We start from the raw sequence: 24,746 nt of genomic DNA, 5'->3' as shown, positions 1-24,746 counted from the left end.
CTAAGGAGTCTCAATGATCGTGGTCACCGGAGCTACCGGAAATATCGGCGCGCCCCTCGTGCGGGCGCTGGCGGACGCCGGCGAGGAGGTGACAGCCGTCGCGCGGCATGCGGACCTTTCGCTGCCCGACGGAGTCCGCTCGGTTCGGGCCGATCTGGGCGAGCCGGAAAGCCTCTCCCCCGCCCTCGCCGGGAGCCGACACCCTGTTTCTCCTGATCACCGGCGAGCAGTTGGTGGCGGGTCCGGAACCAGAGCGGGTGCTGAAAATCGCCGCCTCGGGAGGCGTGCGGCGCGTGGTCTTCGTGTCCTCGCAGGGCGTTGCCACTCGACCGGACGCGGCGGGCTACGCCCGGCTCATCGCCTACGAACAGGCGATCAGGGACTCCGGGTTGGCCTGGACCTTCCTTCGGCCCGCCGGATTCTTCTCCAACACCTATGCGTGGGCGGACGCGGTGCGCACGCAGCGCCTGGTCGCAGCGCCGTTCGGCGACGTCGGTCTTCCCTCGATCGATCCGGCCGACATCGCCGCGGTCGCAACGGCGGCATTGCGCGACGACCGGCACGACGGACAGGTCTACACCCTGACCGGGCCCGAGCTCGCTACCCCGCGTGCCCAGGCCGAAGCACTCGGCGCGGCAGTCGGCGAGCCGCTCCGATTCGTGGAATTGACTCGGGCACAGGCCCGTTCGGCAATGCTCGACTTCATGCCCGAGCCGGTGGCCGACCACACGCTGACCATCCTCGGCGAGCCGACACCCGCCGAGCAGCGGATCAGCCCCGATGTGCCGCGTGTGCTCGGACGCCCGGCCACGAAATACGCCGACTGGGCGGCTCGCAATCGAGCGGCCTTCGCCTGAAGCTCGGCCGAGCGCTGCGCTGTCGCGAAATGATCGCCGGCTTCGATGTTTCACCGGCGCGAAACGGCGAGGCGGTCATGCTCGCCCGGGCTGGGCGAGAACGAGTGCAGTCCACCATGGCGGCGCAGGTCCGTTACGGACTGTTCGCTGCGATAGCCCGAGACACGCGCGCACGAGATGGGGCGAAGCGAGCGGTACGGTCCGCGCCCGGTCCGGGTACCGCGACCTCCTCGCGGCACAGCCCCGGGTGTCCGGAGGCGCTACCGCAGCCCATGCCGACGGGGCAGCGGTGGAGCCACCGACTCCGGTAGCCGTCAGCCGATGTCGACCGGGTCGATCTGCACGCGCAGGGGGGCGTCCGAGCGGTGCGTGCTGCGAACCGCCTGAGCCGCGCGCAGGGCACGCGCGAGCGCCGCTCCGGAGCGGCGCTCGACCCGCAGCAGCAGGCGTTCGACTTCGGCGGGCGCATCGCCGGAGGAGAACGGTTTGCGGGCACCGTCCGGCAGCGGCACCGGTCCGAGGCGGTCGACCGTGTCGGGCAGGTCCGCCGCCGAGAGCAGTTCGGCGATGGTGTCGGCGGTGCCGTCGATCGCGGCGAGACGGGCGGCAGGCGGGAAGCCGACCTCGGCCCGTGCCGCGACCTCCGCGCGCGCGGCGCCCACCGGATCCCACCGGACCAACGCCTGCACGGTGGGGATGGACGGCTCGGCCACGACGATGACCTGGCCGTGCGCGCGGACCAGCGCCGCGGCGGCCATCCAGCGGCGCAGCGCGTCCTCGGCGGCCCGCAGGTCGGCTCGGCCGAGCAGCGCCCAGCCGTCGAGCAACAACGCGACGCCGTAGCCGCCAGGAACCACCGACTCCGCGCCGACCGTAGCGACGACCACTTGCGGGCCCGGCTCCACGGTGTCGAGCACGGTACCGCCGCCGGAAGCACGGATAGGTACGCCGGGAAACGCACGGCCGAGCTCCTCGGCCGTGCGTGCCGCCCCGATCACCACGGCGCGCAGTGCGCGCGACCCGCAGGTGGTGCAACGAAACGCGGTCTCGGTGATCCCGCACCAACGGCACGCGGGACTCTGCGCGGCTGCGCCGGCGTCGGCGGCCGATCCGCGGGGTCCGCGAACTTCCGGCAGTGCGAGCGGCCCGTTGCAGTGTCGGCATCGGGCAGGCGTACGGCATTTCCCGCAGGCCAGCGCGGGAATGTACCCACGGCGCGGCACCTGCACCAGCACCGGTGCGCCTTCCTTCAGCGCGGCGCGGGCAGCCGCGAAGGCGACGCCGGGAATTCGGACGGCACGGGCGACCGGATCGCGTTCCAGCGCGATATCGCTGTCGCCGGGGGCGCTGATGCGCGGCGCGGCCTTGCGCAGCACGGCACGATCGGCGACCAGATCGTGCGCCCAACCCGAATCGACCACCGCTTGGATCTCCGCGGTGCGCGCGAAACCCGCCGCGACGAAGGCCGCACCGGTTTCGTGCGCCCGCAACATCGCCACCTCACGCGCGTGCGGATACGGCGCACGGGGTTCGGCGTAGGTGTCGTCACCGTCGTCCCACAACGCGATCAGCCCGAGGTCCACCGCCGGTGCGAACACGGCGCTGCGTGTGCCCACGACCACTCGCGCCGAACCGCGCAGCACCGCGAGCCAACGCCGGTACCGAGCCGCTGGACCGAGACCGGCGGACAACCCGACTGCCGAGTCCCCCACCAGCTCAACGCATTCCGCCAGGACCCGTTCGAGGTCGCGTTGGTCGGGGACCATGAGGATCGCGCTGCGCCCCTGCCGGGCCACCACTGCGGCGAGTTCCGCCAGCCGCCGGGGCCAGTTCTCACCGGGCAGCGCCTGCCAGGCCGCGCGTGCCCCTTTCCGCTGGGCGAGGGCGCCGACGAACGCCGCCCCGTGGACGTACCGTTCCCAAGGCGCGAGATCTATGGCCGGAAACGCCGAATCGAGAACGGCGGTTCGGCCTTCGGCGTCGCCAATCGCCTCCCCAGCGCCGCCCGAGTCCCCCGCGCCGGTTGGCCCGAGCTTCAGATGCGCACGTGCGGACGGCTCGGCATCGAGCTTCTCATCGCTCTCCGGCGTGGGCACATATCGGCCGGTGCCAGGGCTATCGCGCTTCGAATCCGGTTCTGCCGCAGCACCACTCTTCGGAGCCGCGCTGCGCACATCAGCCGAATCGGCTTGCAGGCCAGAGGATTCCGGCGATGCAACGGACAACTCTCGGGCGACCACGGAACTTGCCACGTCCGACTGCACGGGACCGACTGCGGTGGCTGGGTTCTCGTTCGCGGAATCGGCTCGGGCCGCAGCGGACTTCTTCCCGCCACCGGTTTCGGTGCGGGCGTGCCGCGGTGGTATCGCCAGACGCAGGACATCGGCACGCGTCCCCGCGTATCGGGCCGCGACCTTGCCGGCCAGGTCCAGGATTTCGGGAGTCAACACGCGTTCGCCGGAGACGACGCGTTCCAGCTTGACCAGCTTTCCGCCGTGGTCACTGTGCCGCGATCGAGCCAGGAGATAGCCGTCGACCAGCCGACCGGCGAAACGGACCCGCACCCGGACCCCCGGCTGGGCGAGTTCGTCCAGCTCTGGAGGCACCAAGTAGTCGAAGTCGCGGTCCAGATGCGCGGGCGAGAGCAGCGGGAGCACCCGGGCGATCGGCAACTCCACGTCCGCGGGACCCGCGGCCGGACGGTCCGCCTCGGTGGCGGGGGTGTCCGCCGCGGGTTCGTTCACTCGGACCTGATCGAGGTCAGAGTCCGACGGCGGCGCGCAACTTGTCGGCGCGGTCGGTGTGCTCCCACGGCAGGTCCACGTCGGTGCGGCCGAAGTGGCCGTACGCGGCGGTCGGCGCGTAGATCGGGCGCAGCAGGTCCAGGTCGCGGATGATAGCGCCGGGACGCAGGTCGAAGACCTCCGTGATCGCGGTGCTGATGCGCGCCGGGTCGATCTTCTCGGTGCCGAAGGTCTCGACGAACAAGCCGACCGGAGCCGCCTTGCCGATCGCGTAGGCCACCTGGACCTCGACGCGGTCGGCGAGATCCGCCGCGACGACATTCTTCGCGACCCAGCGCATGGCGTAGGCGGCGGAGCGGTCCACCTTCGACGGGTCCTTGCCCGAGAAAGCGCCGCCGCCGTGGCGGGCCATGCCGCCGTAGGTGTCGACGATGATCTTGCGGCCGGTCAGGCCCGCGTCGCCCATCGGGCCGCCCAGCACGAACTTGCCGGTGGGGTTGACCAGCAGGCGAATGTCCGAAATGTCCAGGCTGGGCAGCTCGAGGTCGGCGAGCACCGCGTCGAGGACCTTCTCGCGGATGTCGGGCGCGAGCAGGTTGTCCAGGTCGATGTCGGCGGCGTGCTGGGTGGAGACGACCACCGTGTCCAAGCGGACCGGGCGATCGCCGTCGTACTCGATGGTGACCTGCGTCTTGCCGTCCGGACGCAGGTAGGGCAGCACGCCGGTCTTGCGCACCTCGGTCAAGCGGCGCGACAACCGGTGCGCGAGCGCGATCGGCAGCGGCATCAGCTCGGGGGTGTCCTTGGTGGCGTAACCGAACATCAGGCCCTGATCGCCCGCACCCTGCCGCTCGATCTCGTCGTCGGAGCCGCCGATGCGCGCCTCGTGCGAGGTGTCCACACCCTGCGCGATATCCGGCGACTGCGCGCCGATCGCGATATTCACACCGCAGGAATTTCCGTCGAATCCCTTTGCCGACGAGTCATATCCGATTTCCAGGACCTTTTCCCGGACAATTCGGGGAATATCGGCGTACGCCGACGTGGTGACCTCACCCGCGACGTGGACCTGGCCGGTCGTCACGAGGGTTTCCACCGCGACCCGGCTGCGCGGATCCTCCGCGAGCAACGCGTCGAGAATGGAATCGCTGATGGCATCACAGATTTTGTCCGGATGACCTTCGGTCACGGACTCACTGGTGAAAAGCCGGCTCCCGGACGTGCGCACAGTTCTTCCCTCTCCCTCAACGGGTTACTCGTATCGGCTTGCGACAGTAACGCGATGTCGCGACTGCGCAACCCTTATATCTCAGCCTATTCCAAATCACCGACAGGGCGGACCTCAACGCCGCGGCCATCCCGGACAGCTGAACTCCCGGTGTCGTGCCGGTGCCGAATTGATGACGGCGTCGCGAACGACGGATCGGATGGCAATCCTGGCAGGGACGCGGCCCGGCTCAGCGCAGCAACACGCTCAGCGCGTCGAGCACACGGCTGGCCAGCAACGCCTTGGAGCCGTGGTCGAGCGCCTGTTCGGTGCCGTCCGCGCCCAGCAGCCAGCCGTCGTTGGTGTCCACCTCGAACGCCTTGCCCTCGCCGACCGCGTTGACCACGAGCAGGTCGCACCCCTTGCGTGCGAGCTTGGCCCGCGCGTGGGTGAGGACGTCGCCGTGCTCGTCACCGGTCTCGGCGGCGAAACCGACGATCGCGGTGCCGGGCAACTGCCCGTCGCGGCGCGCCTGCACCAGGCCGGCGAGGATGTCGTCGGTCTTGGTCAGCGGAATGACGTCGGGCTCGCCGGCGCCCTTCTTGATCTTGGCGGCGGCGACGTTGGTCGGCCGGAAATCGGCGACCGCCGCGGCCATGATCACCGCGTCGGCGCCGACGGCGTGCTTGTCGACGGCGGTCTTCAGCTGTTCGGCGGTGGTGATGTGCACCAGGTCGACGGCGGCGGGCGCCGCCATCTCGATCGTGTTGCCCGCGATCAACGTCACGTGGGCGCCGCGCTGGGCCGCGACCCGCGCGAGCGCGTAGCCCTGCTTGCCGGAGCTGCGGTTGCCCAGAAAACGCACCGGATCCAGCGGCTCCCTGGTGCCGCCCGCCGTGATGACGACCCGACGGCCCGCCAGATCCCGCGGAATCGCGTCGGCACGCTCCATGAGCAGCGACGCGAGGCCGAAGATCTCCTCGGGCTCGGGCAGCCGTCCGGGGCCGGTATCGGCGCCGGTGAGCCGGCCCGCCGCGGGCTCCATGACGATCGCACCGCGGGCGCGCAAGGTCGCGACGTTGGCGACGGTCGCCGGATGCTCCCACATCTCGGTGTGCATCGCGGGCGCGAACAAGATCGGACATCGGGCCGTCAGCAGCGTGGCGGTGAGCAGGTCGTCGGCGCGGCCGGACGCGGCGCGGGCCATGAGGTCGGCGGTCGCCGGGGCGATGACCACGAGGTCCGCCTCCTGGCCCAGCCGAACATGCGGGACCTCGGGCACGTCGGAGAACACGCCGGTGTGCACCGGGTTCCCGGACAGTGCCTCGAAGGTCGCCTTGCCGACGAACTCCAGCGCCGAGGTGGTGGGGATCACCCGGACGTCATGTCCGGTCTCGGTGAATCGCCGGACCAGAGAGCACGCCTTGTAGGCGGCGATGCCTCCGGCTACACCGACGACGATCCTTGTGGTCACTACGCCTCCGGCCTAGTAGTGGTCACGGCGAACCGGGGTTCGCCTCACTCGCCTTCGGAGTGCTCGAGCAGGTCGGAGTGGATCTCGCGCAGGGCGACCGACAGCGGCTTCTCCTGCAGACCCGGCTCGACCAGCGGGCCGACGTACTCGAGGATGCCGTCACCGAGCTGGTTGTAGTAGTCGTTGATCTGCCTGGCCCGCTTGGCCGCGTAGATGACCAGGGCGTACTTGGACGACGTGCGCTCCAGCAACTCGTCGATCGGCGGGTTGGTGAGGCCGACCGGCGTGTCGTAAGCGGGCGCGGTCTTGGTGTCCGTCACTAGGAAGACTCCTGCTGTGGTCGGTCGGATGAACGAGGGGCCCTGCGAGTGCGGCGGCGTGCCGCCTCCGGGCCTGGTCACTCATGCCGGAGTGGATTGCGCATGCGCGAAGGCCCTACGTGAATACGCAGGCTACCTCCTCCGGGCCTGATCGCTCATGCGCAGGTGGGGGTCACGAACTCGAATTTGTGCTAACGAACAACGATACCAACTGCTCACAGGCGCTGGTCACCTCGTCGTTGACGATAACTATGTCGAACTCGTCACAGGCCGCCAGCTCGATCCTGGCCGTCTCCAAGCGCCGCTCGATCACCTCGGGCGACTCGGTGCCACGCGAGGTCAGTCGCGCCACCAACTCGTCCCAGCTCGGCGGGGCAAGGAAAACCAGGATCGCGTCGGGGATCGCCCGGCGCACCGATCGCGCGCCCTCGAGATCCACTTCGACCAATACCGGAAGGCCCTGCGCCAGCGCGGCGCGCACCGGCCCGGCGGGGGTGCCCGAACGCTGCAACCCGCCGTGGATGTCCGCCCACTCGAGCAGTTCATCCGCCTCGATCATCGCGTCGAACTCCGCACGGGAGACGAAGTGGTAGTCGAGGCCGTCGACCTCCCCGGGCCGCGGGGCCCGGGTCGTTGCCGACACGCTGAAGACCAGGTAGGGCAGTCGTTCGCGGACACAGCGGACCACGGTGGACTTGCCCACGGCCGAGGGGCCGACCAGTACGACCAGTCGACCCTTCCGCGTGTGTTCGATCACCCTCGTCGTCAGGCGTCGAAGTCGAACCGGGCCAGCAGCGCCTTACGCTGCCGGTCGCCGAGTCCGCGCAGCCGCCGGGTGGGGGCGATCTCCAGCTCGCTCATGATCTCCGCCGCCTTGACCTTGCCCACCTTCGGCAGGGCCTCCAGCAGCGCCGACACCTTCATCTTGCCGAGGATCTCGTCGGTCTCGGCGTCGGTGAGCACCTGCTTCAGGTTGGTGCCGCCACGCTTCAAGCGCTCCTTGAGCTCCGCCCGAGCGCGGCGAGCGGCAGCCGCCTTCTCCAAAGCAGCGGCGCGCTGCTCGTCAGTCAGCTGGGGAAGGGCCACGGTTCCTCCGTCTCATCGTTCATTGCATTCAACTCCTGCCGGTAACCCGGCAGTCTCAGCGACCGTACCCACGACGTCCGCCGATTGCGAACCCACCCCCCAGGTCAGCGCATGATTCCGGATACGGACCGCACCGCGGCGGCCCGGCGCCGGTGCCGCCCGCGCCATCGAGCGCATCGCGATACCGAATCAGCGAAATGTGCCGCAAGCTGGGCGTTTTCGACAAACCGAATGGTTTGCGGAAGGGTTGCGAGACGGCAGCGCATCTCTCCAGCAACCCCTCACGCGCCCTACCAGGAACTTTCTGGAAATTCTCCGCGTGTCGCGAGTTTTTTGCGCGTGTCGGGCGTCACATCGGAGCCGTTTCGGCCGCCACGACCGGCATCCGGTGCCGGATACCGGCCCTGTACGTCGGCCCAGGAGCGTTGCGCCCATCCGTGCACCGATCGGCCCCGAAATCAGCGCAGGAGCGCGCACAGGCCCCGCTAAGGGGCACGTGTGTGCGAACACCTGCACGCACAGGAGACGGAAACGACGAAGGCCGGCGCGGATGCGCCGGCCTTTCGCGGTCATTCTTGGAGGAACGCGAACGCGTCCTGGAAAGCGCGCACTCTGGCACGCAGTGCCGGAACGGTGGGCCCGTCCCTGAGCACCTCCCGCGAGACGTTCGGCACGACGGCCGGGAGCATCGCCTCCGGGACCAGCTCCCTGATGGTTTCCGGGCCGCCGCCCTGCGCGCCCACCCCGGGCATGAGGATCGGGCCGTTGAGCGCGGAGAGATCGGGCGCCTCGCTGAGCGTGGCGCCGACCACCACGCCGACCGAACCGAACTCCGCGCCCGCGTTGCGCGCCGCCGCCTCGTCGACCATGGTCTGCGCGACCGTGCGGCCGTCCGCCGCGACCGCACGCTGCACCTGCGCTCCCTCGGGGTTCGAGGTCGCCGCGAGCACGAAGACGCCGCGGTGGCCTGCCTCGGCGAGCGTCAGCGCCGGTGCCAGGGAACCGAAGCCCAGATACGGCGAGACCGTGACCGCGTCGGACCCGAGCGGGCCGTCGGCCAGCCAGGTCCGCGCGTAGGCGTCCATGGTGGACCCGATATCGCCGCGTTTGGCGTCGGCGAGCACCAAGGTTCCCGAGGCCCGCAGCACCTCGATGGTGCGCTCCAGGACCGCGAGGCCCCCGGAGCCGTGGGCTTCGAAGAACGCGACCTGCGGCTTGACCAGTGCGACGAGGCCGTCGAACGCCTCCACGCAGATCTCGGCGAACCGCTCGAGTCCCTCGACGTCTTCGGTCAGTCCCCAGGACCGCAGCAGTTCCGGGTGCGGGTCGATGCCGACGCACACCGGCCCCAATTGCCGCATCGCGTGCCGCAGGCGGTCGCCGAAGGTCTTCATCGCACCTGTTCCGTCCGGTCGCGGCTCACCCACGCAGCACCGAGTGCAGTTCCTGCAGCGACCGCACGCCGATGCCACCGTTGATGCTGGCCTCGATGCCCTGCACCGCGGCCGCCGCACCCTGCACGGTGGTGATGCACGGGATGTTCACCCCGACCGCCGCGCTGCGGATCTCATAGCCGTCCACGCGAGGACCGGAGTTGCCGTAAGGCGTGTTGAACACCATGTCGACCTCGCCGTCACGGATCTGCTCCACGATCGTCGGCTCGTCGTCCGGCCCCACCTCGGAGTGCTTGCGCACCTGCTCGCATGGAATCCCGTTGCGGCGCAGCATTTCCGCCGTGCCCTCGGTGGCGAGGATGCGGAAGCCGAGGTCGTGCAGGCGCTTCACCGGGAAGACCATCGCGCGCTTGTCCCGGTTGGCGATCGAGACGAACACGGTGCCCTCGGTCGGCAGCGAGCCGTAGGCGGCGGTCTGGCTCTTGGCGAAGGCGGTGCCGAAATCGGCGTCGATGCCCATCACCTCGCCGGTCGACTTCATCTCCGGCGAGAGCAGCGAATCCACGCCGCTGCCGTCGGCGCGCCGGAAGCGGTGGAACGGCAGCACGGCCTCCTTGACCGCGACCGGAGCGTCCAGCGCGACGTGCCCGCCGTCGCCCTCGCTCGGCAGCATGCCCTCCTTGCGGAGTTCGGCGATGGTGGCCCCCAGCATGATCCGCGCGGCGGCCTTGGCCAGCGGCACCGCGGTGGCCTTCGACACGAACGGAACCGTCCGGCTCGCGCGCGGATTGGCCTCCAGAACATAGAGCACGTCGTCCTTGAGCGCGTACTGCACGTTGAGCAGGCCGCGGACGCCGATGCCCTTGGCGAGCGCGATGGTCGAGCGGCGCACCGCCTCGATATCGCTGCGGCCCAGGGTGATCGGGGGCAGCGCGCAGGCGGAGTCACCGGAGTGGATGCCCGCCTCCTCGATGTGCTCCATCACGCCGCCGAGGTAGACCTCCTCGCCGTCGCACAGCGCGTCGACGTCGATCTCGATCGCGTCCTCCAGGAACCGGTCGACCAGCACCGGGTGCTCCGGGCTCAGCTCGGTAGCCCGGGAGATGTAGCCCTCCAAGGAGTTCTCGTCGTAGACGATCTCCATACCCCGGCCGCCGAGCACGTAGGAGGGGCGCACGAGCACCGGGTAGCCGATGTCGTTGGCGATCTTGCGCGCCTGCGCGAAGGTGGTCGCGGTGCCGTACTTCGGCGCGGGCAGACCGGCCGCGACCAGCACGTCACCGAATTCGCCTCGGTCTTCGGCCAGGTCGATGGCGGCCGCGCTGGTACCGACCACCGGCACGCCCGCGGCGGTGAGCCGCTGCGCGAGGCCCAGCGGGGTCTGGCCGCCCAGCTGCACGATGACACCGGCGACGGTGCCGGATTCGCACTCGGAGTGGTAGACCTCGAGCACGTCTTCGAAAGTCAGCGGCTCGAAGTAGAGGCGATCGGCGGTGTCGTAGTCGGTGGAGACGGTCTCGGGGTTGCAGTTGACCATCACCGTCTCGTATCCGGCCTTCGACAGCGTCTGCGCCGCGTGCACACACGAGTAGTCAAACTCGATGCCCTGGCCGATGCGGTTCGGCCCGGACCCGAGGATGATCACCTTCTCGCGGTCGGGCTGCGGCGCCACCTCGGACTCGGCCGCAGGATCGAGTTCGTAGGCCGAGTAGTGGTACGGGGTCTTGGCCTCGAACTCGGCGGCGCAGGTGTCGACCGTCTTGAAGACCGGGCGGACCCCAAGCCGGTGGCGCAGGGCGCGCACACCGCTCTCCCCCGCCAGTTCGGGTCGCAGCGCGGCCAGCTGACGATCGGACAGGCCGTAGTGCTTGGCCCGCCGCAACAGCGGTTCGTCCAGCACGGGCGCGTCGAGGATCTCCTGGCGCAGCTCGACCAGACCGGCCACCTCCGCGACGAACCACGGGTCGATGCCGGAGGCGGCGGCGACGTCCTCGATGCTCGCGCCCAGCCGCAGCGCCCGCTCGACCTGGTAGATGCGCCCTTCGGTGGGCGTGCGCAGGTCTTCGAGGATCGCTTCGACGTCGGTCCACGCGCCGTCGTCCTGGGTCCAGAAGCCCGCGGCTTTGGTCTCCAGCGAACGCAGCACCTTGCCGAGCGCCTCGGAGAAGTTGCGGCCGAGGGACATGGCCTCGCCGACGGACTTCATGGTGGTGGTCAGCGTGCCGTCGGCGCCGGGGAACTTCTCGAACGCGAACCGCGGGGCCTTGACGACCACGTAGTCGAGGGTCGGCTCGAAGCAGGCCGGGGTTTCCTTGGTGATGTCGTTGACGATCTCGTCGAGCGTGTAGCCGATGGCCAGCTTGGCGGCGATCTTCGCGATCGGGAAGCCGGTCGCCTTCGACGCCAGCGCGGACGAACGCGACACGCGCGGATTCATCTCGATGACGATCAGGCGGCCGTCGCGCGGGTCCACCGCGAACTGGATGTTGCAGCCGCCGGTGTCGACGCCGACCTCGCGCAGGATGGCGATGCCGAGATCGCGCAATTTCTGGTATTCGCGGTCGGTGAGCGTCATCGCCGGGGCGACGGTCATCGAGTCGCCGGTGTGCACGCCCATCGGGTCGACGTTCTCGATCGAGCAGACCACCACGACGTTGTCGCGGCCGTCCCGCATCAGCTCGAGCTCGTATTCCTTCCAGCCGAGGATGGACTCCTCGATCAGGACATTAGCGGTGGGCGAGGCGGCCAGGCCGCCGCCCGCGATGCGATCGAGGTCTTCCTCGTTGTAGGCCATGCCGGAACCGAGGCCGCCCATGGTGAACGACGGGCGCACCACCACGGGGTAGCCGAGTTCGGCGACCGTATCGCGGACCTCGTCCATGGTGAAGCAGACCCGGGAGCGGGCGCTCTCGCCGCCCACCTTGGCCACGATGTCCTTGAACTTCTGCCGGTCCTCACCGCGCTGGATGGCGTCGAAGTCGGCGCCGATGAGTTCCACGCCGTACTTCGCCAGTACTCCGCGCTCGTGCAGCGCGACCGCGGTGTTCAGCGCGGTCTGGCCACCGAGGGTGGCCAGGATCGCGTCCGGACGCTCCTTCTCGATGACCTTCTCCACGAACTCCGGCGTGATCGGCTCCACATAGGTGGAGTCGGCGAACTCCGGATCGGTCATTATCGTCGCCGGGTTCGAGTTGACCAGCGACACCCGCAGGCCCTCGGCCCGCAGCACCCGGCACGCCTGCGTGCCGGAGTAGTCGAATTCGCACGCCTGGCCGATGACGATCGGGCCAGAACCGATCACCAGGATGTGCTCGAGATCCTCGCGGCGAGGCATCAGGCTCCTTCCATGAGACCGGCGAAACGGTCGAACAGGTACGCGGCGTCGTGGGGTCCGGCGGCGGCTTCCGGGTGGTACTGCACGGAGAAGGCGCGGCCGTCGACCAGCCGGACGCCCTCGACCGTGCCATCGTTGGCGCAGACGTGACTCACCTCGGCGGTGCCGAAGGGGGTGTCGAACCGCTCGCCCCGCTCGCCCTCCAGGGCGAACCCGTGGTTCTGCGCGGTGATCGAGATCCGGCCGGTCTCGTGCTCCACCACCGGGACGTTGATGCCGCGGTGGCCGAACTTCATCTTGTAGGTGCCCCGGCCGAGCGCGCGGCCGAGGATCTGGTTGCCGAAGCAGATGCCGAACAGCGGCAGGCCCTCGCCCAGCACGCCACGGGTCAACTCGACCGCCGCGTCGGCGGTGGCCGGGTCGCCGGGACCGTTAGACAGGAAGACCCCGTCGGGCTTCAGTTCGAGGATCTGGTCCAGCGTGGTGTTCGAGGACACCACGTGCACCCGCATGCCGCGCTGCGCGAACATGCGCGGGGTGTTGGTCTTGATCCCGAGATCGACCGCGACGACCGTGCGGCGATGGTCGCCCTCCGGCTCGATCGTGTAGAGCGCGTCGGTGGTCACCTCGCCGGCGAGGTCGGCGCCCAGCATGGACGGCTGACCGTTCACTCGGTCCACCAACTCCTCCGCGGCGGCGAGCGCGTCGCCGGAGAAGATGCCCGCCTTCATCGAACCGCGGGTGCGCAGATGACGTACCAGCGCGCGGGTGTCGATGCCCGCGATGCCGACGATCCGCTGACGTTCCAGCTCGTCCGGCAGCGGCCTGGTGGCGCGCCAGTTGGAGGCGCGCCGCGCCGGGTCGCGCACCGCGTACCCGGCGACCCAGATCTTCGTGGACTCGTCGTCCTCGTCGTTCCAGCCGGTGTTGCCGATCTGCGGCGCGGCGGCCACCACGATCTGGCGGTGGTAGGACGGGTCGGTGAGGGTCTCCTGGTACCCGGTCATCGCGGTGCAGAACACCGCCTCACCGAGCGTCTGGCCCACGGCGCCGTAGGCCTGGCCGCGGAACACCCGGCCGTCCTCCAGCACGAGTGCTGCTTCTCCTGTCATCCCTCGTCATCTCCCGTCATCGTCCCGCTCTGATCCGCCGCGGGAAGCCTGCGCCAAGCCGGGTAGACCGACTTGTCGTCGCCGCGGAAACCCGTATCGATCTCGGTTCCCGTCGGCAGCTTCCAGCGAATGACCAGCACACCATCTTCTGTCATCACTTTGCCCGCGTGCCCGCGTTCGGTGCGCACCGCGGTGATGGATTCGTCCGGAATCCAGATCACCGTCGCGCCGTCGCGTTCGAGCAGAATCCCCTTTTCGAACCGCGTGAGTTCCGCGGTAGCCCGGAAACCCAGATCGCCGACGGTGATCCGGTCCTGCCAGCTCGGCGCGATGGTGCTGCCCAAGTACAGGCCGGTCGTCGGCTCCAATACCTGCGCACCCAGTTCCGCCGGCACGGTGGGCAGCGCGCCGATGCGCTCGGCCTGGCGCGCCGCGCGGTTGCGCCAGCCCCGGTACATCAGCCACAGGCAGGCCGCGAACAGGATCAGCAGCCCGACCACCCAGAGCGTTCTCTCCACTACGAACCTCCTCGAACGGCTGCGCCTCGGTTGCTCATCTACGCCTCCGCCCGGTCGACCAGCACCTTGCCGTCCCTGGCGGTGACCCGGCCGCGCAGCAACGTCGCCGTCACCCGGGCCGGGAAGGTCATCGCCTCGAACGGCGTGTTGTTCGAGATGCTGGCCAGGTCCTTTCCACGCACCGTCCAGCTCGCCTTCGGGTCGACCAGCGTCAAGTTGGCCGGCTCGCCGACCTCGAGCGGTCTGCCGTGCTCGTCCAAGCCGACGATCGCGGCCGGTCGCTCGCTCATCACGCGGGCGACGCCGCGCCAGTCCAGCAGCCCGGGCTCGACCATGGTCTGCACGATGATCGACAGCGCCGTCTCCAAGCCGAGCATGCCGGGCCGCGCCGCAGCGAACTCGCAGCACTTGTCCTGCTCGGCGTGCGGCGCGTGGTCGGTGGCGACGCAATCGATGATGCCCTCGGCCAGCGCCTCCCGCAGCGCGGCGGCGTCGGACGCCTCGCGCAGCGGCGGGTTGACCTTGTTGACGGCGTCGTAGGTCTCCAACCGGGAGTCGTCCAGCAGCAGGTGGTGCGGGGTGACTTCGGCGGTGATCGAAATACCCTGGGACTTGGCCCACCGCACCAGTTCCACGGTGCCCTCGGTGGAAGCGTGGCAGATGTGCACGCGGGCGCCCGCGTCGCGCGCCAGCAAGGCGTCGCGCGCCACGATCGACTCCTCGGCCGCGCGCGGCCAGCCGGCCAGCCCCAGCCGGGCCGCGGTCGGCCCCTCGTGCGCGATGGCGCCCTTGGTCAGCCTGGGCTCCTCCGCGTGCTGCGCGATCAGCACCCCGAGCGAGTTCGCGTACTCCAGGGCCCTGCGCATGATCAACGGGTCGTAGACACAGTGACCGTCGTCGGAGAACATGCGCACCGCCCCGATGCCCGCGGCCATGGTCCCCATCTCGGCGAGCTGCTTGCCCTCCAGGCCCACGGTGACCGCGCCGACCGGATACACGTCGACCAGGCCGACCTCACGGCCCCGCCGCCACACATGGTCGGTGACGACCACCGAGTCGGCGACCGGGTTGGTGTTGGCCATCGCGAACACCGCGGTGTAGCCGCCGAGCGCGGCGGCGGCGGAACCCGTCTCGATGGTCTCGGTGTCCTCGCGACCCGGCTCACGCAGGTGGGTGTGCAGGTCGACGAAGCCGGGCAGCAGGATCTGGCCCTGCGCGTCGATGATCTCGGCGTCGACCACGCCCAGATCGGTGCCGATCTGACGGATCTCCCCGTCGGCGACGAGCACGTCGACCGGCTCGCCTTCGCCGTACAGCAGCGCGCCCTTGATCAGAACGATGGTGTCGTTCCCTCCACTCATGCCACTGCCTCCTGGGTTCCGACGAGCAGGCGGAACAGCACCGCCATCCGCACGTGCACCCCGTTGGTGACCTGTTGCAGCACAGCGGCTTTCGGCGAGTCCGCGACGGAGGACGCGATTTCCATGCCGCGCAGCATCGGGCCGGGGTGCAGCACGACCGCGTGGTCTTCCAGCAGGGCCAGCCTGCGTTCGGAGAGTCCGTAGGTGATCGAGTACTCGCGGGCCGACGGGAAGAACCCGCCGTTCATCCGCTCGGCCTGCACCCGCAGCATCAGCACGGCGTCGGCGCCGATGAGCTCGGCGTCCAAGTGGTGTGAGACGCGGGCGGGCCAGCTCTCCACGCCGACCGGAAGCAGCGTGCGCGGAGCGACCAGCACGACCTCCGCGCCGAGTGTGGCCAGCAGGAAGACGTTCGATCGCGCGACCCGGCTGTGCAGAATGTCACCGACGATGACCACCCGCTTGCCCTCGATGTCGCCGAGCCGCTGCCGGAGGGTCAGCGCGTCCAGCAACGCCTGGGTCGGGTGCTCGTGCGTTCCGTCGCCCGCGTTGACGACCGCCGGGCCCGAGCCGCGCCCCGACGAGACCGCCCACTCGTCCATCCAGCGCGCGATCTGGTGCGCGGCACCGGAAGCCGGATGCCGGACGATCAGCGCGTCGGCTCCCGCGGCGTGCAGGGTCAGCGCGGTGTCGCGCAGCGACTCGCCCTTGGCGACCGAGGAGCTGCTCGCGCTCACGTTGATCACGTCCGCGCTCATCCACTTGCCCGCGACCTCGAACGAGACCCGGGTCCGGGTCGAGTTCTCGTAGAAGACCGTCATCACGGTGCGCCCGCGCAGCGTAGGCAATTTGTGCACCTCGCGGCCGAGCAGGGCCTGTTCGAACCGCTCGGCCTCGTCGAGCAGCTCGTTCGCGGCGGCGCGATCGAGCGCGGCGACCGACAGCAGATGCCTCACGCGCCTGCCTCCTGCCGCGAGCCGGCGTGTGGCAGCTTCATCACGCCTCCTCCTGGTGCAGGTACACGCCGTCCCGGCCGTCGTGTTCGGTCAGCAGTACCGAGATGTCCTCGGAACGGTTGGTCGGCACGTTCTTGCCGACATAATCGGCACGGATCGGCAGTTCCCGGTGACCGCGGTCGATGAGCACCGCCAGCTGCACCGCGCGCGGGCGGCCGAGGTCGCGCAGACCGTCGAGCGCGGAGCGGACGGTGCGGCCGGAGAACAGGACGTCGTCGACCAGGACCACGAGCGCGTCCTCGATACCGCCTTCCGGCACGGAGGTGCGCTCCAGCGGCCGGTGCGGGCGGCTGCGCAGATCGTCCCGGTAGAGGGTGATGTCGAGCGAGCCCAGAGCCGGGCGGACGCCGGAGAATTCCTCGATCTTGCCGGTGAGCCGCGCGGCCAGGGTGGTGCCCCGGGTGGGGATACCGATCAGCACCACGCGTGGCGCGCCCGGCTCACCCGCGTCCAGCGCGGTCTTCTCGATGATCTGGTGCGCGATGCGCGCGACGGTCCGCCCGACATCCGAAGCCGACAACAGCTCTCGTCCCGCCGCCACCCATTCCGGGGTATGTCGCTGCGATGTCTCGGCAGCGCCGGACTTGGCGGCCCGTTCTTCGGGCACGGCCATGCCGACCTCCTTCCCCGCCTCACCGGACGGTCCGTTAAAGGATGTCTTACGGCAAGCAGCGTAGCAGCGCCCCGGCCCCCGGTTTCCCCAGGCATATCGCGCTGTGAGCGGGGCCACTGAGCGCGTGGCCTCAGCCCCTGTCGGCGGACGGCGAGAAACACACCGAGAGGGTGACGAGCTGTCGGCAGCCCGCCGCGACGGCAGCCCGGACGTCGTCCACCAGTCGCACGGAAACGCTGCGGCCCTCGTAGAACTTCTCGGCCAGCGCCTCGAGCCGGGCCCAGCGCGCTTCGCCGTCCGGCTCGGCGGCGAATCCGCGTCGCGCGGCGTCGGCGAACAGCTGCGCCCACGGGTCGTCGTAGAGGCGGTCGGGCCGCCGCGATTCCCGGGCGCGGATCACCGCCACGCCGATCGCGGTCATCGCCACGCCGGCCGTGGGGGCTTGCGGCGGTCTTCCGGTCATGACGACTCCCGTCGTCCGATCAGCTCGCCGACTGGCGAGTCATCCCTCACGCTGAGGTTGCCCAGTCGATCGCGGGCGAGGATTCGACGAACATGACCGAAAACCGCTAGCACATATGTTCGATCCGCGGTACGCTCGGCCGCATGTCCACACCGCTACAGGGATCGCTGCTCGACGGGTTCGGTGAGACCGAGCTCGGGTCGCTGCGCGACGCGCGACGTACGGTGCTCGACCACGGCGCTTGGGTGGATCTGCTGCCCGGTTGGCTTTCGGGCGCGGACGCGCTGTTCGATCGGCTGGTCGACGGCGTGCCGTGGAAAGCCGAACGCAGGCCGATGTACGACCGCGTGGTCGACGTGCCCCGGCTGCTGCGGTTCTACGCGGAGCACGAACCGCTGCCGGATCCGGCTCTCGCGGACGCGCGCACAGCACTGAGCGAGCACTATCGGCGCGAACTCGGCGAACCGTTCCGCACCGCGGGCCTGTGCTACTACCGGGACGGGCACGACAGCGTCGCCTGGCACGGCGACACCATCGGCCGCGGCGCCACCCACGACACCATGGTCGCGATCGTGTCGGTCGGGGCGCCGAGGGCGCTGCTGCTCCGGCCGCGCGGCGGTGGGCCGAGCATCAAATACGTTGTCGGACACGGCGACCTGCTGGTCATGGGCGGCTCTTGCCAGCGCACCTGGGAGCACGCCGTGCCCAAGACGCGCAGGCCCAGCGGTCCGCGGATCAGCATCCAGTACCGTCCACGCGGCGTCCGCTGACCCAGCTCCCACGCACCGTTTCGAGCTGAACCATCGTCGAGGTCGGAAGTGATCGTCGTCCGTCACGTGTCCCCCGCTCCGGTTAGCCTGGCATCATGAGCAATCCAGGGGCGGGGGTCTTGGCCGTGATGCCGCTGCACACGATCAGCGAGGTCTACGGCGAGGCCGGGCTGCGCGAACGATTACTGCTGGAAATCGCCGAGTTGCCGGACACGCAACGCCTGGCAGCGGCGCTCGATCTCGCGGCCGATCTGCATCGCGACGATCGGTACGGCCGCGAGCCCTATCTCAGTCATCTTCTGCGCGTGGCGATTCGGATCATCAGCCACTACGAGGTCCGTGATCCGGACGTGGTCGCGGCGGGGCTGTTGCACGACGCGGTCGAGGACCACGCCGCCGAGCTGGCCGCCGATCGTCCCGGACCCACCGTCGACGCCGCACTGGGCGCGCTCACCGATCGGTTCGGTGGGCGAGTGGCCGATCTCGTGGCGGCGGTGACCAATCCCGAGCCGGATCCGGCTCGGGACCGGCAGGCGCAGTACCGCGAGCATGTCGCGACGAATCTGGATCGGGACCCGTGGGCCCGCGTCATCAAGCTCTCCGATTTCACCGACAACGGCGTCGGAATTCTCTACGCCACCGGCCCCGCGATGGCGAGACTCGCCGCCAAGTACCGCCCGCTCACCGACGTGTACCGCGATCTGGTGACCCGGCCGGACACGCCGCTGGCCGAGCACGTCCGGCAGCACATCCTCGATCAGCTCGACCGAGCCGACGAACGGTTCGAGGCCATTCTGTCGCGGGACTGATCGCCGCGCGAGGTGCGAGCGGATCAACCGCATGCCGCACACGAGCGGTCGAGCCGTGGACAGACCAATGCGCCGGTCGCGGTGCCGCACGAGTCGTCACGGCGCGCGTAGCACGGATTCGACCAGCTCGCGCACCGCGGCCAGCAACCGTTCCGTCTCGCCCGCACGGACCATGGCGGGCACCAATTCGGCGCTCAGCGCGCCGAGCAATAGCCGTCCGACCACTTCGGCGTCCAGGTCCGGACGCGCCTCCCGCAGCAATGTTGTGATGTGGTGGTCCCAGAACGCGTGGAATTCGGCGGTTCGCGGATGCGGCGGCTCGGTGCGATAGGCGACCATCAGCTCGGAATTGGTGATCACCAACCGTGCCATGGCGTCGAAGTAGGCGATCAGCCGGGCATCGGCGGGCGCACCGGGGCCGAGGGGTGGCGGCCCGCTGGTCACCGCGTCCATGAGCGCGACCGCGCTCTGCGCGACCATCTCGTGCAACAGCCCCGCCCGGCTGCCGAAGCGATGGAAGATCGTGCCCTTGCCCACTCCCGCGGCGGCCGCGACGCGATCCATGGTGATCGCTTCGGCGCCGTGCTCGGCCAACAGGGCGAAGGTGGCGTCCACTATCGCCCGCCGATTGCGCGCCGCGTCCGCCCGTTCCTTCGGCCGCCCGTCGCCCATCGCACCCACTTTCTAGACAAGTTGACCGGCGGTCCACATCATCGGTGAGTCAATTGGACCGCCAGTCAACTTATGGAGTTCATATGCAGGCAATCGTAATGACGGCGCCGGGCAGCCCGGACGTGCTGGTCACCGCGGAGGTCCCGGCGCCACGGGCAGGCGCGGACGAGGTGGTGATCCGCGCCGAGGCGATCCCGGTGCTGTTCCCCGAGACCAAGCTGCGCTCCGGCGAGTTCCCGCTCGGCGCGCCGCTACCGCTGGTTTTCGGTTTCCAAGCCGCAGGGGTCGTCACCGAGGTCGGCGTGCAAGTCGATCCGGCGCTGATCGGACGCCGGGTCGTCGTGTCGACCCAGGGTTCCGGCGCTTACGCCGAATTCGTCGCTGCCAACGCGGATTCCGTGGTTTCCATTCCGGACGGCCTGTCCTTCGTGGACGCCGCGGCGGTGCTGATGAACGGATCGGTGGCGATTCCAGGCCGTGCTGCCGCTGGAGCAGGCGAGCCGCGCGCATCGCCTGTTGGAGGAAAGGACGGTACTGGGCAAGATCGTGCTGCGCCCGGGCTCCGCCGTGTCCGGATAACGCCGCGCGGCCCCGGCGTAGCTAGGGTGGGCTCGTGCGGACTTCTGTGGATTCCCATGTCGGCGCCGCCAACGCGCTCACCGCGCGGTGGTGCGCGGCGGCGGGCGAACGAGACTTCGTGGTGTCCGGCGCCGGGGTGTGGCCGCTGCTCGCCCTGCTCGCTTCCGCGGCGGACGGTCCGGCTCGGGACGAACTGACGACCGCGACCGGCTTGCCCGCGGCGGAGGGGCAAGCCGCGGCGCTCCGGCTGCTGGACGACCTCGAGCGCGCGGAGGCGGTGTCGGCCGCACTCGGCGTGTGGGTGCGCCGCGATCTTCCGTTGCACGAGGCGTGGTCGCAGTCGCTTCCCGAGGGTGTGCTCGCGCGGCTGGCCGGGCAGTCCGAGCTCGACAGCTGGGCGGCCCGGCACACCGATGGGCTGATCGAACGCTTTCCCCTCACGGTCGATCCCGAGACGCTGCTGGTGCTCGCCACCGCGCTGGTCGCGAAGACGAAGTGGCAGGTGCCCTTCGATGCCGGAACGCTGGCACCCGAGGACGGGCCGTGGCGGGGACATTGCGGACCCGGGTTGTCCCGCACGAGCCGCGACCTGACGAACGCCGCGATCCTGGACGCATCGGAACCGGTCACCCGCGTGGTCGTCGAAGGCGTCGCCGACCTCGACGTCCAACTTCTGCTCGGCACCGGGGCACCCGGGGCCGTGCTCGAAACGGGCCTGGCCGCGCTGTCCGGCAGTGTGCCGATCCGCTCCGATCTGCCGGTCGGCACGACGGGACCGGGCCTGAACGTGCGTACCGAGCCGGTGGTGCCCAACACTGGCCGACTGCGCGTCCAGCTGCCGCCATTCGAGGTCCGCTCCACCCACGATCTGCTCACCACGCCGAGCTTGTTCGGCCTGACCGCCGCGACCGACTGCACCCACGGCCACTTCCCGGCGATCTCCCCGGACCCACTGTGCGTCGGCCAGGGAGCGCAGGAAGTGCTCGCCCGGTTCGGCCACGAAGGTTTCGAGGCAGCCGCCGTGACGGCCTTCGCGTTGCGCGCGGCAGCGGCCGTCCTGCGGCACGACTACGCGCCTGTCGTCTCGGTGGTCTTCGACCGGCCCTTCGGTTTCCTCGCCGTGCACCGCCCGACGGGTCTGGCGGTCGTCGCGGGTTGGATCGCCACCGCGCCTACGTCCTCCCCCGACGTGCCGGCCTGAGCCCTACCGCCGCGCGAAGTGCGGGGCGTGCTCGGGCAAGACACCGCGAGCGATCAAGAAGGTCGGCACGCTGCGAATCACGGGCAAGCGCCGCAGAATACGGACAGGCAGCGGTGCGCGTGGGGAACTCGCGATGTCGACTCGTCCGTCGAGGGCGGGCGCGATCGCGACGGTGTGCAGAAGTCGCTGCATTCCCTGTGTCACCACGGTCGGGAATCGGCGCCGTCGCTGCACCTTCGCCAACTCCCTGGTGCCGAGCGCCCCCGACAGCAGCGGCGGAGCAAGGATCCTGGCCGCGGCTACGGCGTCCTGCACGGCCAGGTTGATGCCGACGCCGCCGGCGGGGGACATGGCATGGGCGGCGTCGCCCAGACACAACAGGCCGTTCGTGTACCACTTGGTCAGCCGATCGAGTTTCACCTCCAGCAACTTGACCTCGTCCCAGCTGGTCAAGGCGTCGATCCGGTCGTAGAGCCAGGGAGCGGCCTCGGCCAGACTCCGCATGACGTCCCGCACCGGCCCGCGGCGGGCGGATTCGTCGGCGCCCTTGGCGATCAACGTCGCGCACTGCCAGTAGTCGCCGCGATCGAGCAGCACCGCCACCCGCCGGGCGCTGACGATCGGCAGCGCGCCCGCGGGATCGATCTCGGTGCGCGGCAGGCGGAACCACCAGACGTCCATGGGTGTCGACCACGTGCGGATCGGCAGTCCCGCGGCCGACCGCAGTAGTGAGCCGCGGCCATCGCAGGCCACCGTGAGGTCCGCTTCGATCGCGCCGGTGGCGCCGTCGACGGTTCGGTAGGCGACGCCACCTACCCGGCCGTCGATCCAGACCAGGTCGGTGGCCTCGGTGTTCAGCCGCAGCCGGAAAGTTGGCTCGTCGGCCGCGGCACGCGCGAGCAGATCCAGCAGATCCCACTGCGGCACCATGGCGATGTACTTGTGCCTGCCCGGCAGATGCGTCAGCGTGGCGAGCGTCTGCAGCCCGCCCGCGATCGGCAGTTGCACTCGATCCACCTTGCGCGCGGGCAGTTTCGCGAACTCCGCGCCGAGACCCAGTTCATCGAGCAGGTCGAGGGTGGTGGGATGCACGGTGTCGCCGCGGAAGTCACGGAGGAAGTCCTTGTGCTTCTCCAGCACCGTGACCTCGACCCCGGCCCTGGCGAGCAGCAGCCCGAGGATCATTCCGGCCGGTCCCCCACCAACCACCAGGCATGTCGTGCGCTCCATCGACTGTGTCTCCCTCGGTCACCACATCGCCGCAAGGTGTCGCCTGTTCGCGCAAATCCTAGTGTGGCGGGCGCGGCGCCGGACCCGGATCGGCGACGGCCGACCGGCTCAGCCGATATCCCGACGCAGCACGAAGAAATACGGTTCGGCCATACCACGCAAATCCATCACACCGAGCAGGGTGTGCTCGTCGGCGCGCCGGAAATGATCGATGATCGGCAGGTGGTCGTAGACCATCGCGGCACTTGTCACACCGCGGTATTCGACCTCACGCAGACGCGCGGTGTGCTTGCGCGTGCGCAGCGCGGGACGCAGGATCGGCAGCAACTTGCGCAGGGCGCGCACACCGGGCAGCGGTACCCGCCCGGCCAACGCGACCGGGACGCGGCGCGGATCGACGGCGAACACCGACCCGCCCGAGGTGAACAACAGCGGATGCACGCTGTCGGGGCCGTCGAACTGCTTGCCGTACCAGCCCGAAGCCACCAGCACACCGTCCATCGGATGACCGGTGTCCAGTTCCTCGCCTCGCCAGCGCCCGGTCGTGACGTCCTCGACCCGCGCCGCGGGGAGTCGGTCGAAGACCGCCCACGCCTCCTGCGCGGTACGGATGTCCGTCACGGTCAGCTCGTTCGCGGCCATGTCTCCTACTTCCCTGAGCGAGGCAACGTTGCGATAGATACTCTATCTGTCTCTCAGAACGCCGCTGTCGACCAGATCCGCGCGGATGTTCAGTAGGTCGCCATGAGATAGATCCCGGCGATGATCATGACGCAGGCGACGACGCGTTTGGAGCTCACCGTGCGCCGCGGGAATCCCATCAGCCCGAAGTGGTCGATCGTGAGAGCACCGAACATCTGCCCCGCGATGATGAGGGCGTTGAACGTACCCGCGCCCACATCGGAGGCCACGGAGATCATCGCCAGGATCGCGGCCCCGCCGAGCAGGCCACCGAAGGGCGCCCAGCGGGGCATACTCCGGATGTCGGCCTTCGTCGGCCACGGCCGACTCCTGGAAACCAGCAGCGCCACCGTGAGGAAGATCGCGAAGCCGGTGAATGCGACGGCGTAGGAGATCACGCCACACAGCCACACGTTCTTCAATGCGAGCTTCAGCGAGTTCTGGCAACCGGCTTCTACGGAGCGCAGCGCGCCGCCGACCAGGATGAACGCGAAGATGAGTGCCATCGTGACGCGGGGCAGCGCGGCACGGGGCTTTTCGGCGGTCTGAACCGTCATCGAGAATCCTCGGGAGGGTGCGAAGAGTGGGATGGCTGAAACCGGCAGCGGTGGGCGTACTGCTCTCAGGTGACGCTGACCCTGGGCTCCTCGCCCGCGGGCTCATCGGCCATCAGGTAGATCGCGAGCGTGATCAGCCCGCAGGCCACCAGACGCGGAACGCTGGCGGATCGTTCTTCGAATCCCATGAGTCCGAAGTGATCCATGATCACGGCGACCACCATCTCGCCGACGATCACCAGTGCGCTGAAGGTCGCCACGCCGACATGCCGGGCGACCGCGATCATCCCCATCACCGCCGCGCCGCCGAGCAGGCCACCGAACGGCGCCCACCACGGCATGTTCCGAACGTCGTCGAGCGTCGGCCACGGCGTCTTCGACGACAGGGCCAGGAAGATCGAAAAGCCGGTCAGCGCAACGGCATACGAGATCACGGCGCAGAGCCACATGTTCTTCATGTGGTTCATCAACGTGTTCTGACAGCCGGCTTCGGCCGACCGTAGGCTGCCTCCGACCAGGATGAACAGAAATACCAGTCCGATGACGAGGCTCATGGGCAATACATCCTTGGCTCGACGGCGGACGAACACCGAGATTGCGTCGGACACAACGTTTTCCACCCGAATAATGGGGCCGGTTGTGCCGGAACCGACGTCCGACCTGTGTGACCCGCATAACGTACCATCGAATAACGGCACGTTCAATGGGTAAGCGAGAACTGCCGTGACCATCCCGGCCGGGAAGGGAC

At 69.4% G+C, this 24,746-nt stretch carries 23 protein-coding genes and 2 pseudogenes; 6 read left to right on the top strand and 19 right to left on the bottom strand.

What is annotated here, in order from left to right; translation table 11 throughout:
* Positions 1-13 precede the first annotated feature (13 nt).
* Together ACWEO7_RS15985 and ACWEO7_RS15980 are read left to right on the top strand one after the other, a co-directional pair.
* Positions 14-136 (top strand): annotated as a pseudogene (locus ACWEO7_RS15985) (NAD-dependent epimerase/dehydratase family protein); the annotation flags it as partial.
* Positions 108-857, top strand: a complete 750-nt coding sequence (locus ACWEO7_RS15980) for an NAD(P)H-binding protein (RefSeq protein ID WP_452424006.1) — start codon at positions 108-110, stop codon at positions 855-857. The pseudogene ACWEO7_RS15985 and the gene ACWEO7_RS15980, both read left to right, overlap by 29 nt.
* A 314-nt stretch (positions 858-1,171) precedes the next feature.
* Here ACWEO7_RS15980 and ACWEO7_RS15975 read toward each other — a convergent pair whose 3' ends face one another.
* From ACWEO7_RS15975 to ACWEO7_RS15910, 14 genes are all read right to left on the bottom strand, one after another.
* A complete protein-coding gene (locus tag ACWEO7_RS15975; RefSeq protein ID WP_452424049.1) occupies positions 1,172-3,535 on the bottom strand; it encodes a primosomal protein N' family DNA-binding protein in 2,364 nt (787 codons plus the stop codon).
* An 82-nt stretch (positions 3,536-3,617) separates the two neighbouring features.
* Positions 3,618-4,829 carry a methionine adenosyltransferase gene (gene metK / locus ACWEO7_RS15970; protein ID WP_379250955.1) on the bottom strand — a complete coding sequence of 404 codons (1,212 nt, stop codon included), beginning with the start codon at positions 4,827-4,829 and terminating at the stop codon, positions 3,618-3,620.
* A 229-nt stretch (positions 4,830-5,058) separates the two neighbouring features.
* Positions 5,059-6,282, bottom strand: coding sequence for a bifunctional phosphopantothenoylcysteine decarboxylase/phosphopantothenate--cysteine ligase CoaBC (gene coaBC / locus ACWEO7_RS15965; protein ID WP_355070638.1), 1,224 nt, complete (start codon positions 6,280-6,282; stop codon positions 5,059-5,061).
* A 44-nt stretch (positions 6,283-6,326) separates the two neighbouring features.
* Positions 6,327-6,602: a DNA-directed RNA polymerase subunit omega gene (gene rpoZ, locus ACWEO7_RS15960; protein ID WP_355070636.1), complete on the bottom strand. Its 276-nt coding sequence runs from the start codon at positions 6,600-6,602 to the stop codon at positions 6,327-6,329.
* A gap of 172 nt (positions 6,603-6,774) precedes the next feature.
* Entirely contained in the window at positions 6,775-7,359 is a 585-nt protein-coding gene (gmk, locus tag ACWEO7_RS15955; protein ID WP_450015673.1) for a guanylate kinase, read from the bottom strand.
* 8 nt (positions 7,360-7,367) lie between these two features.
* Positions 7,368-7,688 (bottom strand): integration host factor, actinobacterial type, encoded by a 321-nt coding sequence (gene mihF / locus ACWEO7_RS15950; RefSeq protein WP_028476708.1) that lies wholly within the window; start codon positions 7,686-7,688, stop codon positions 7,368-7,370.
* 569 nt (positions 7,689-8,257) lie between these two features.
* Complete coding sequence (gene pyrF / locus ACWEO7_RS15945; RefSeq protein ID WP_452424004.1) at positions 8,258-9,082, bottom strand: orotidine-5'-phosphate decarboxylase; 825 nt, start codon at positions 9,080-9,082, stop codon at positions 8,258-8,260.
* Between the two features lie 25 nt (positions 9,083-9,107).
* Positions 9,108-12,416: a carbamoyl-phosphate synthase large subunit gene (gene carB / locus ACWEO7_RS15940; RefSeq protein ID WP_452424002.1), complete on the bottom strand. Its 3,309-nt coding sequence runs from the start codon at positions 12,414-12,416 to the stop codon at positions 9,108-9,110.
* Positions 12,416-13,528: a glutamine-hydrolyzing carbamoyl-phosphate synthase small subunit gene (carA, locus tag ACWEO7_RS15935; RefSeq protein WP_452424000.1), complete on the bottom strand. Its 1,113-nt coding sequence runs from the start codon at positions 13,526-13,528 to the stop codon at positions 12,416-12,418. The genes carB and carA overlap by 1 nt, the downstream gene beginning before the upstream one ends.
* Positions 13,525-14,046 (bottom strand): PH-like domain-containing protein, encoded by a 522-nt coding sequence (locus tag ACWEO7_RS15930; protein ID WP_452423998.1) that lies wholly within the window; start codon positions 14,044-14,046, stop codon positions 13,525-13,527. Before ACWEO7_RS15930 ends, carA begins: the two co-directional genes overlap by 4 nt.
* A gap of 38 nt (positions 14,047-14,084) precedes the next feature.
* Entirely contained in the window at positions 14,085-15,407 is a 1,323-nt protein-coding gene (locus ACWEO7_RS15925) for a dihydroorotase (RefSeq protein ID WP_452423996.1), read from the bottom strand.
* On the bottom strand, positions 15,404-16,363 hold the full coding sequence (locus tag ACWEO7_RS15920; protein WP_397076811.1) for an aspartate carbamoyltransferase catalytic subunit: 960 nt from the start codon (positions 16,361-16,363) through the stop codon (positions 15,404-15,406). Before ACWEO7_RS15920 ends, ACWEO7_RS15925 begins: the two co-directional genes overlap by 4 nt.
* A 40-nt stretch (positions 16,364-16,403) precedes the next feature.
* Positions 16,404-17,036: a bifunctional pyr operon transcriptional regulator/uracil phosphoribosyltransferase PyrR gene (gene pyrR / locus ACWEO7_RS15915; RefSeq protein ID WP_379250969.1), complete on the bottom strand. Its 633-nt coding sequence runs from the start codon at positions 17,034-17,036 to the stop codon at positions 16,404-16,406.
* A 130-nt stretch (positions 17,037-17,166) separates the two neighbouring features.
* Positions 17,167-17,499, bottom strand: a complete 333-nt coding sequence (locus tag ACWEO7_RS15910; RefSeq protein ID WP_452423995.1) for a class I SAM-dependent methyltransferase — start codon at positions 17,497-17,499, stop codon at positions 17,167-17,169.
* Positions 17,500-17,642: 143 nt separating this feature from the next.
* Here ACWEO7_RS15910 and ACWEO7_RS15905 point away from each other — a divergent pair, with 143 nt between their 5' ends.
* Both ACWEO7_RS15905 and ACWEO7_RS15900 read left to right on the top strand, forming a co-directional pair.
* Entirely contained in the window at positions 17,643-18,269 is a 627-nt protein-coding gene (locus tag ACWEO7_RS15905) for an alpha-ketoglutarate-dependent dioxygenase AlkB (protein ID WP_452423993.1), read from the top strand.
* A gap of 95 nt (positions 18,270-18,364) precedes the next feature.
* Positions 18,365-19,078: an HD domain-containing protein gene (locus ACWEO7_RS15900; protein ID WP_452423991.1), complete on the top strand. Its 714-nt coding sequence runs from the start codon at positions 18,365-18,367 to the stop codon at positions 19,076-19,078.
* 96 nt (positions 19,079-19,174) lie between these two features.
* Here the strand turns inward: ACWEO7_RS15900 and ACWEO7_RS15895 are convergent, their stop codons facing one another.
* Entirely contained in the window at positions 19,175-19,750 is a 576-nt protein-coding gene (locus tag ACWEO7_RS15895; protein WP_452423988.1) for a TetR/AcrR family transcriptional regulator, read from the bottom strand.
* 83 nt (positions 19,751-19,833) lie between these two features.
* Between ACWEO7_RS15895 and ACWEO7_RS15890 the strand changes: the two are divergent.
* Positions 19,834-20,154: pseudogene (locus ACWEO7_RS15890) on the top strand (alcohol dehydrogenase catalytic domain-containing protein); the annotation flags it as partial.
* Between the two features lie 209 nt (positions 20,155-20,363).
* Positions 20,364-21,530 carry a serpin family protein gene (locus ACWEO7_RS15885; protein ID WP_452423987.1) on the top strand — a complete coding sequence of 389 codons (1,167 nt, stop codon included), beginning with the start codon at positions 20,364-20,366 and terminating at the stop codon, positions 21,528-21,530.
* A 3-nt stretch (positions 21,531-21,533) separates the two neighbouring features.
* Here ACWEO7_RS15885 and ACWEO7_RS15880 read toward each other — a convergent pair whose 3' ends face one another.
* The 4 genes from ACWEO7_RS15880 to ACWEO7_RS15865 form a co-directional block, all read right to left on the bottom strand.
* Positions 21,534-22,760 (bottom strand): FAD-dependent oxidoreductase, encoded by a 1,227-nt coding sequence (locus tag ACWEO7_RS15880; RefSeq protein ID WP_452423985.1) that lies wholly within the window; start codon positions 22,758-22,760, stop codon positions 21,534-21,536.
* Between the two features lie 108 nt (positions 22,761-22,868).
* Entirely contained in the window at positions 22,869-23,402 is a 534-nt protein-coding gene (locus ACWEO7_RS15875; protein WP_452423983.1) for a DUF4334 domain-containing protein, read from the bottom strand.
* An 89-nt stretch (positions 23,403-23,491) separates the two neighbouring features.
* Positions 23,492-23,998 carry a DMT family transporter gene (locus ACWEO7_RS15870; protein WP_452423981.1) on the bottom strand — a complete coding sequence of 169 codons (507 nt, stop codon included), beginning with the start codon at positions 23,996-23,998 and terminating at the stop codon, positions 23,492-23,494.
* A 65-nt stretch (positions 23,999-24,063) separates the two neighbouring features.
* Positions 24,064-24,696 carry a DMT family transporter gene (locus ACWEO7_RS15865; protein WP_452423979.1) on the bottom strand — a complete coding sequence of 211 codons (633 nt, stop codon included), beginning with the start codon at positions 24,694-24,696 and terminating at the stop codon, positions 24,064-24,066.
* Positions 24,697-24,746 lie beyond the last annotated feature (50 nt).

The sequence above is a fragment of the Nocardia sp. NPDC004260 genome (assembly GCF_053603155.1).
This window is presented reverse-complemented; position numbering and strand designations above follow the sequence as displayed.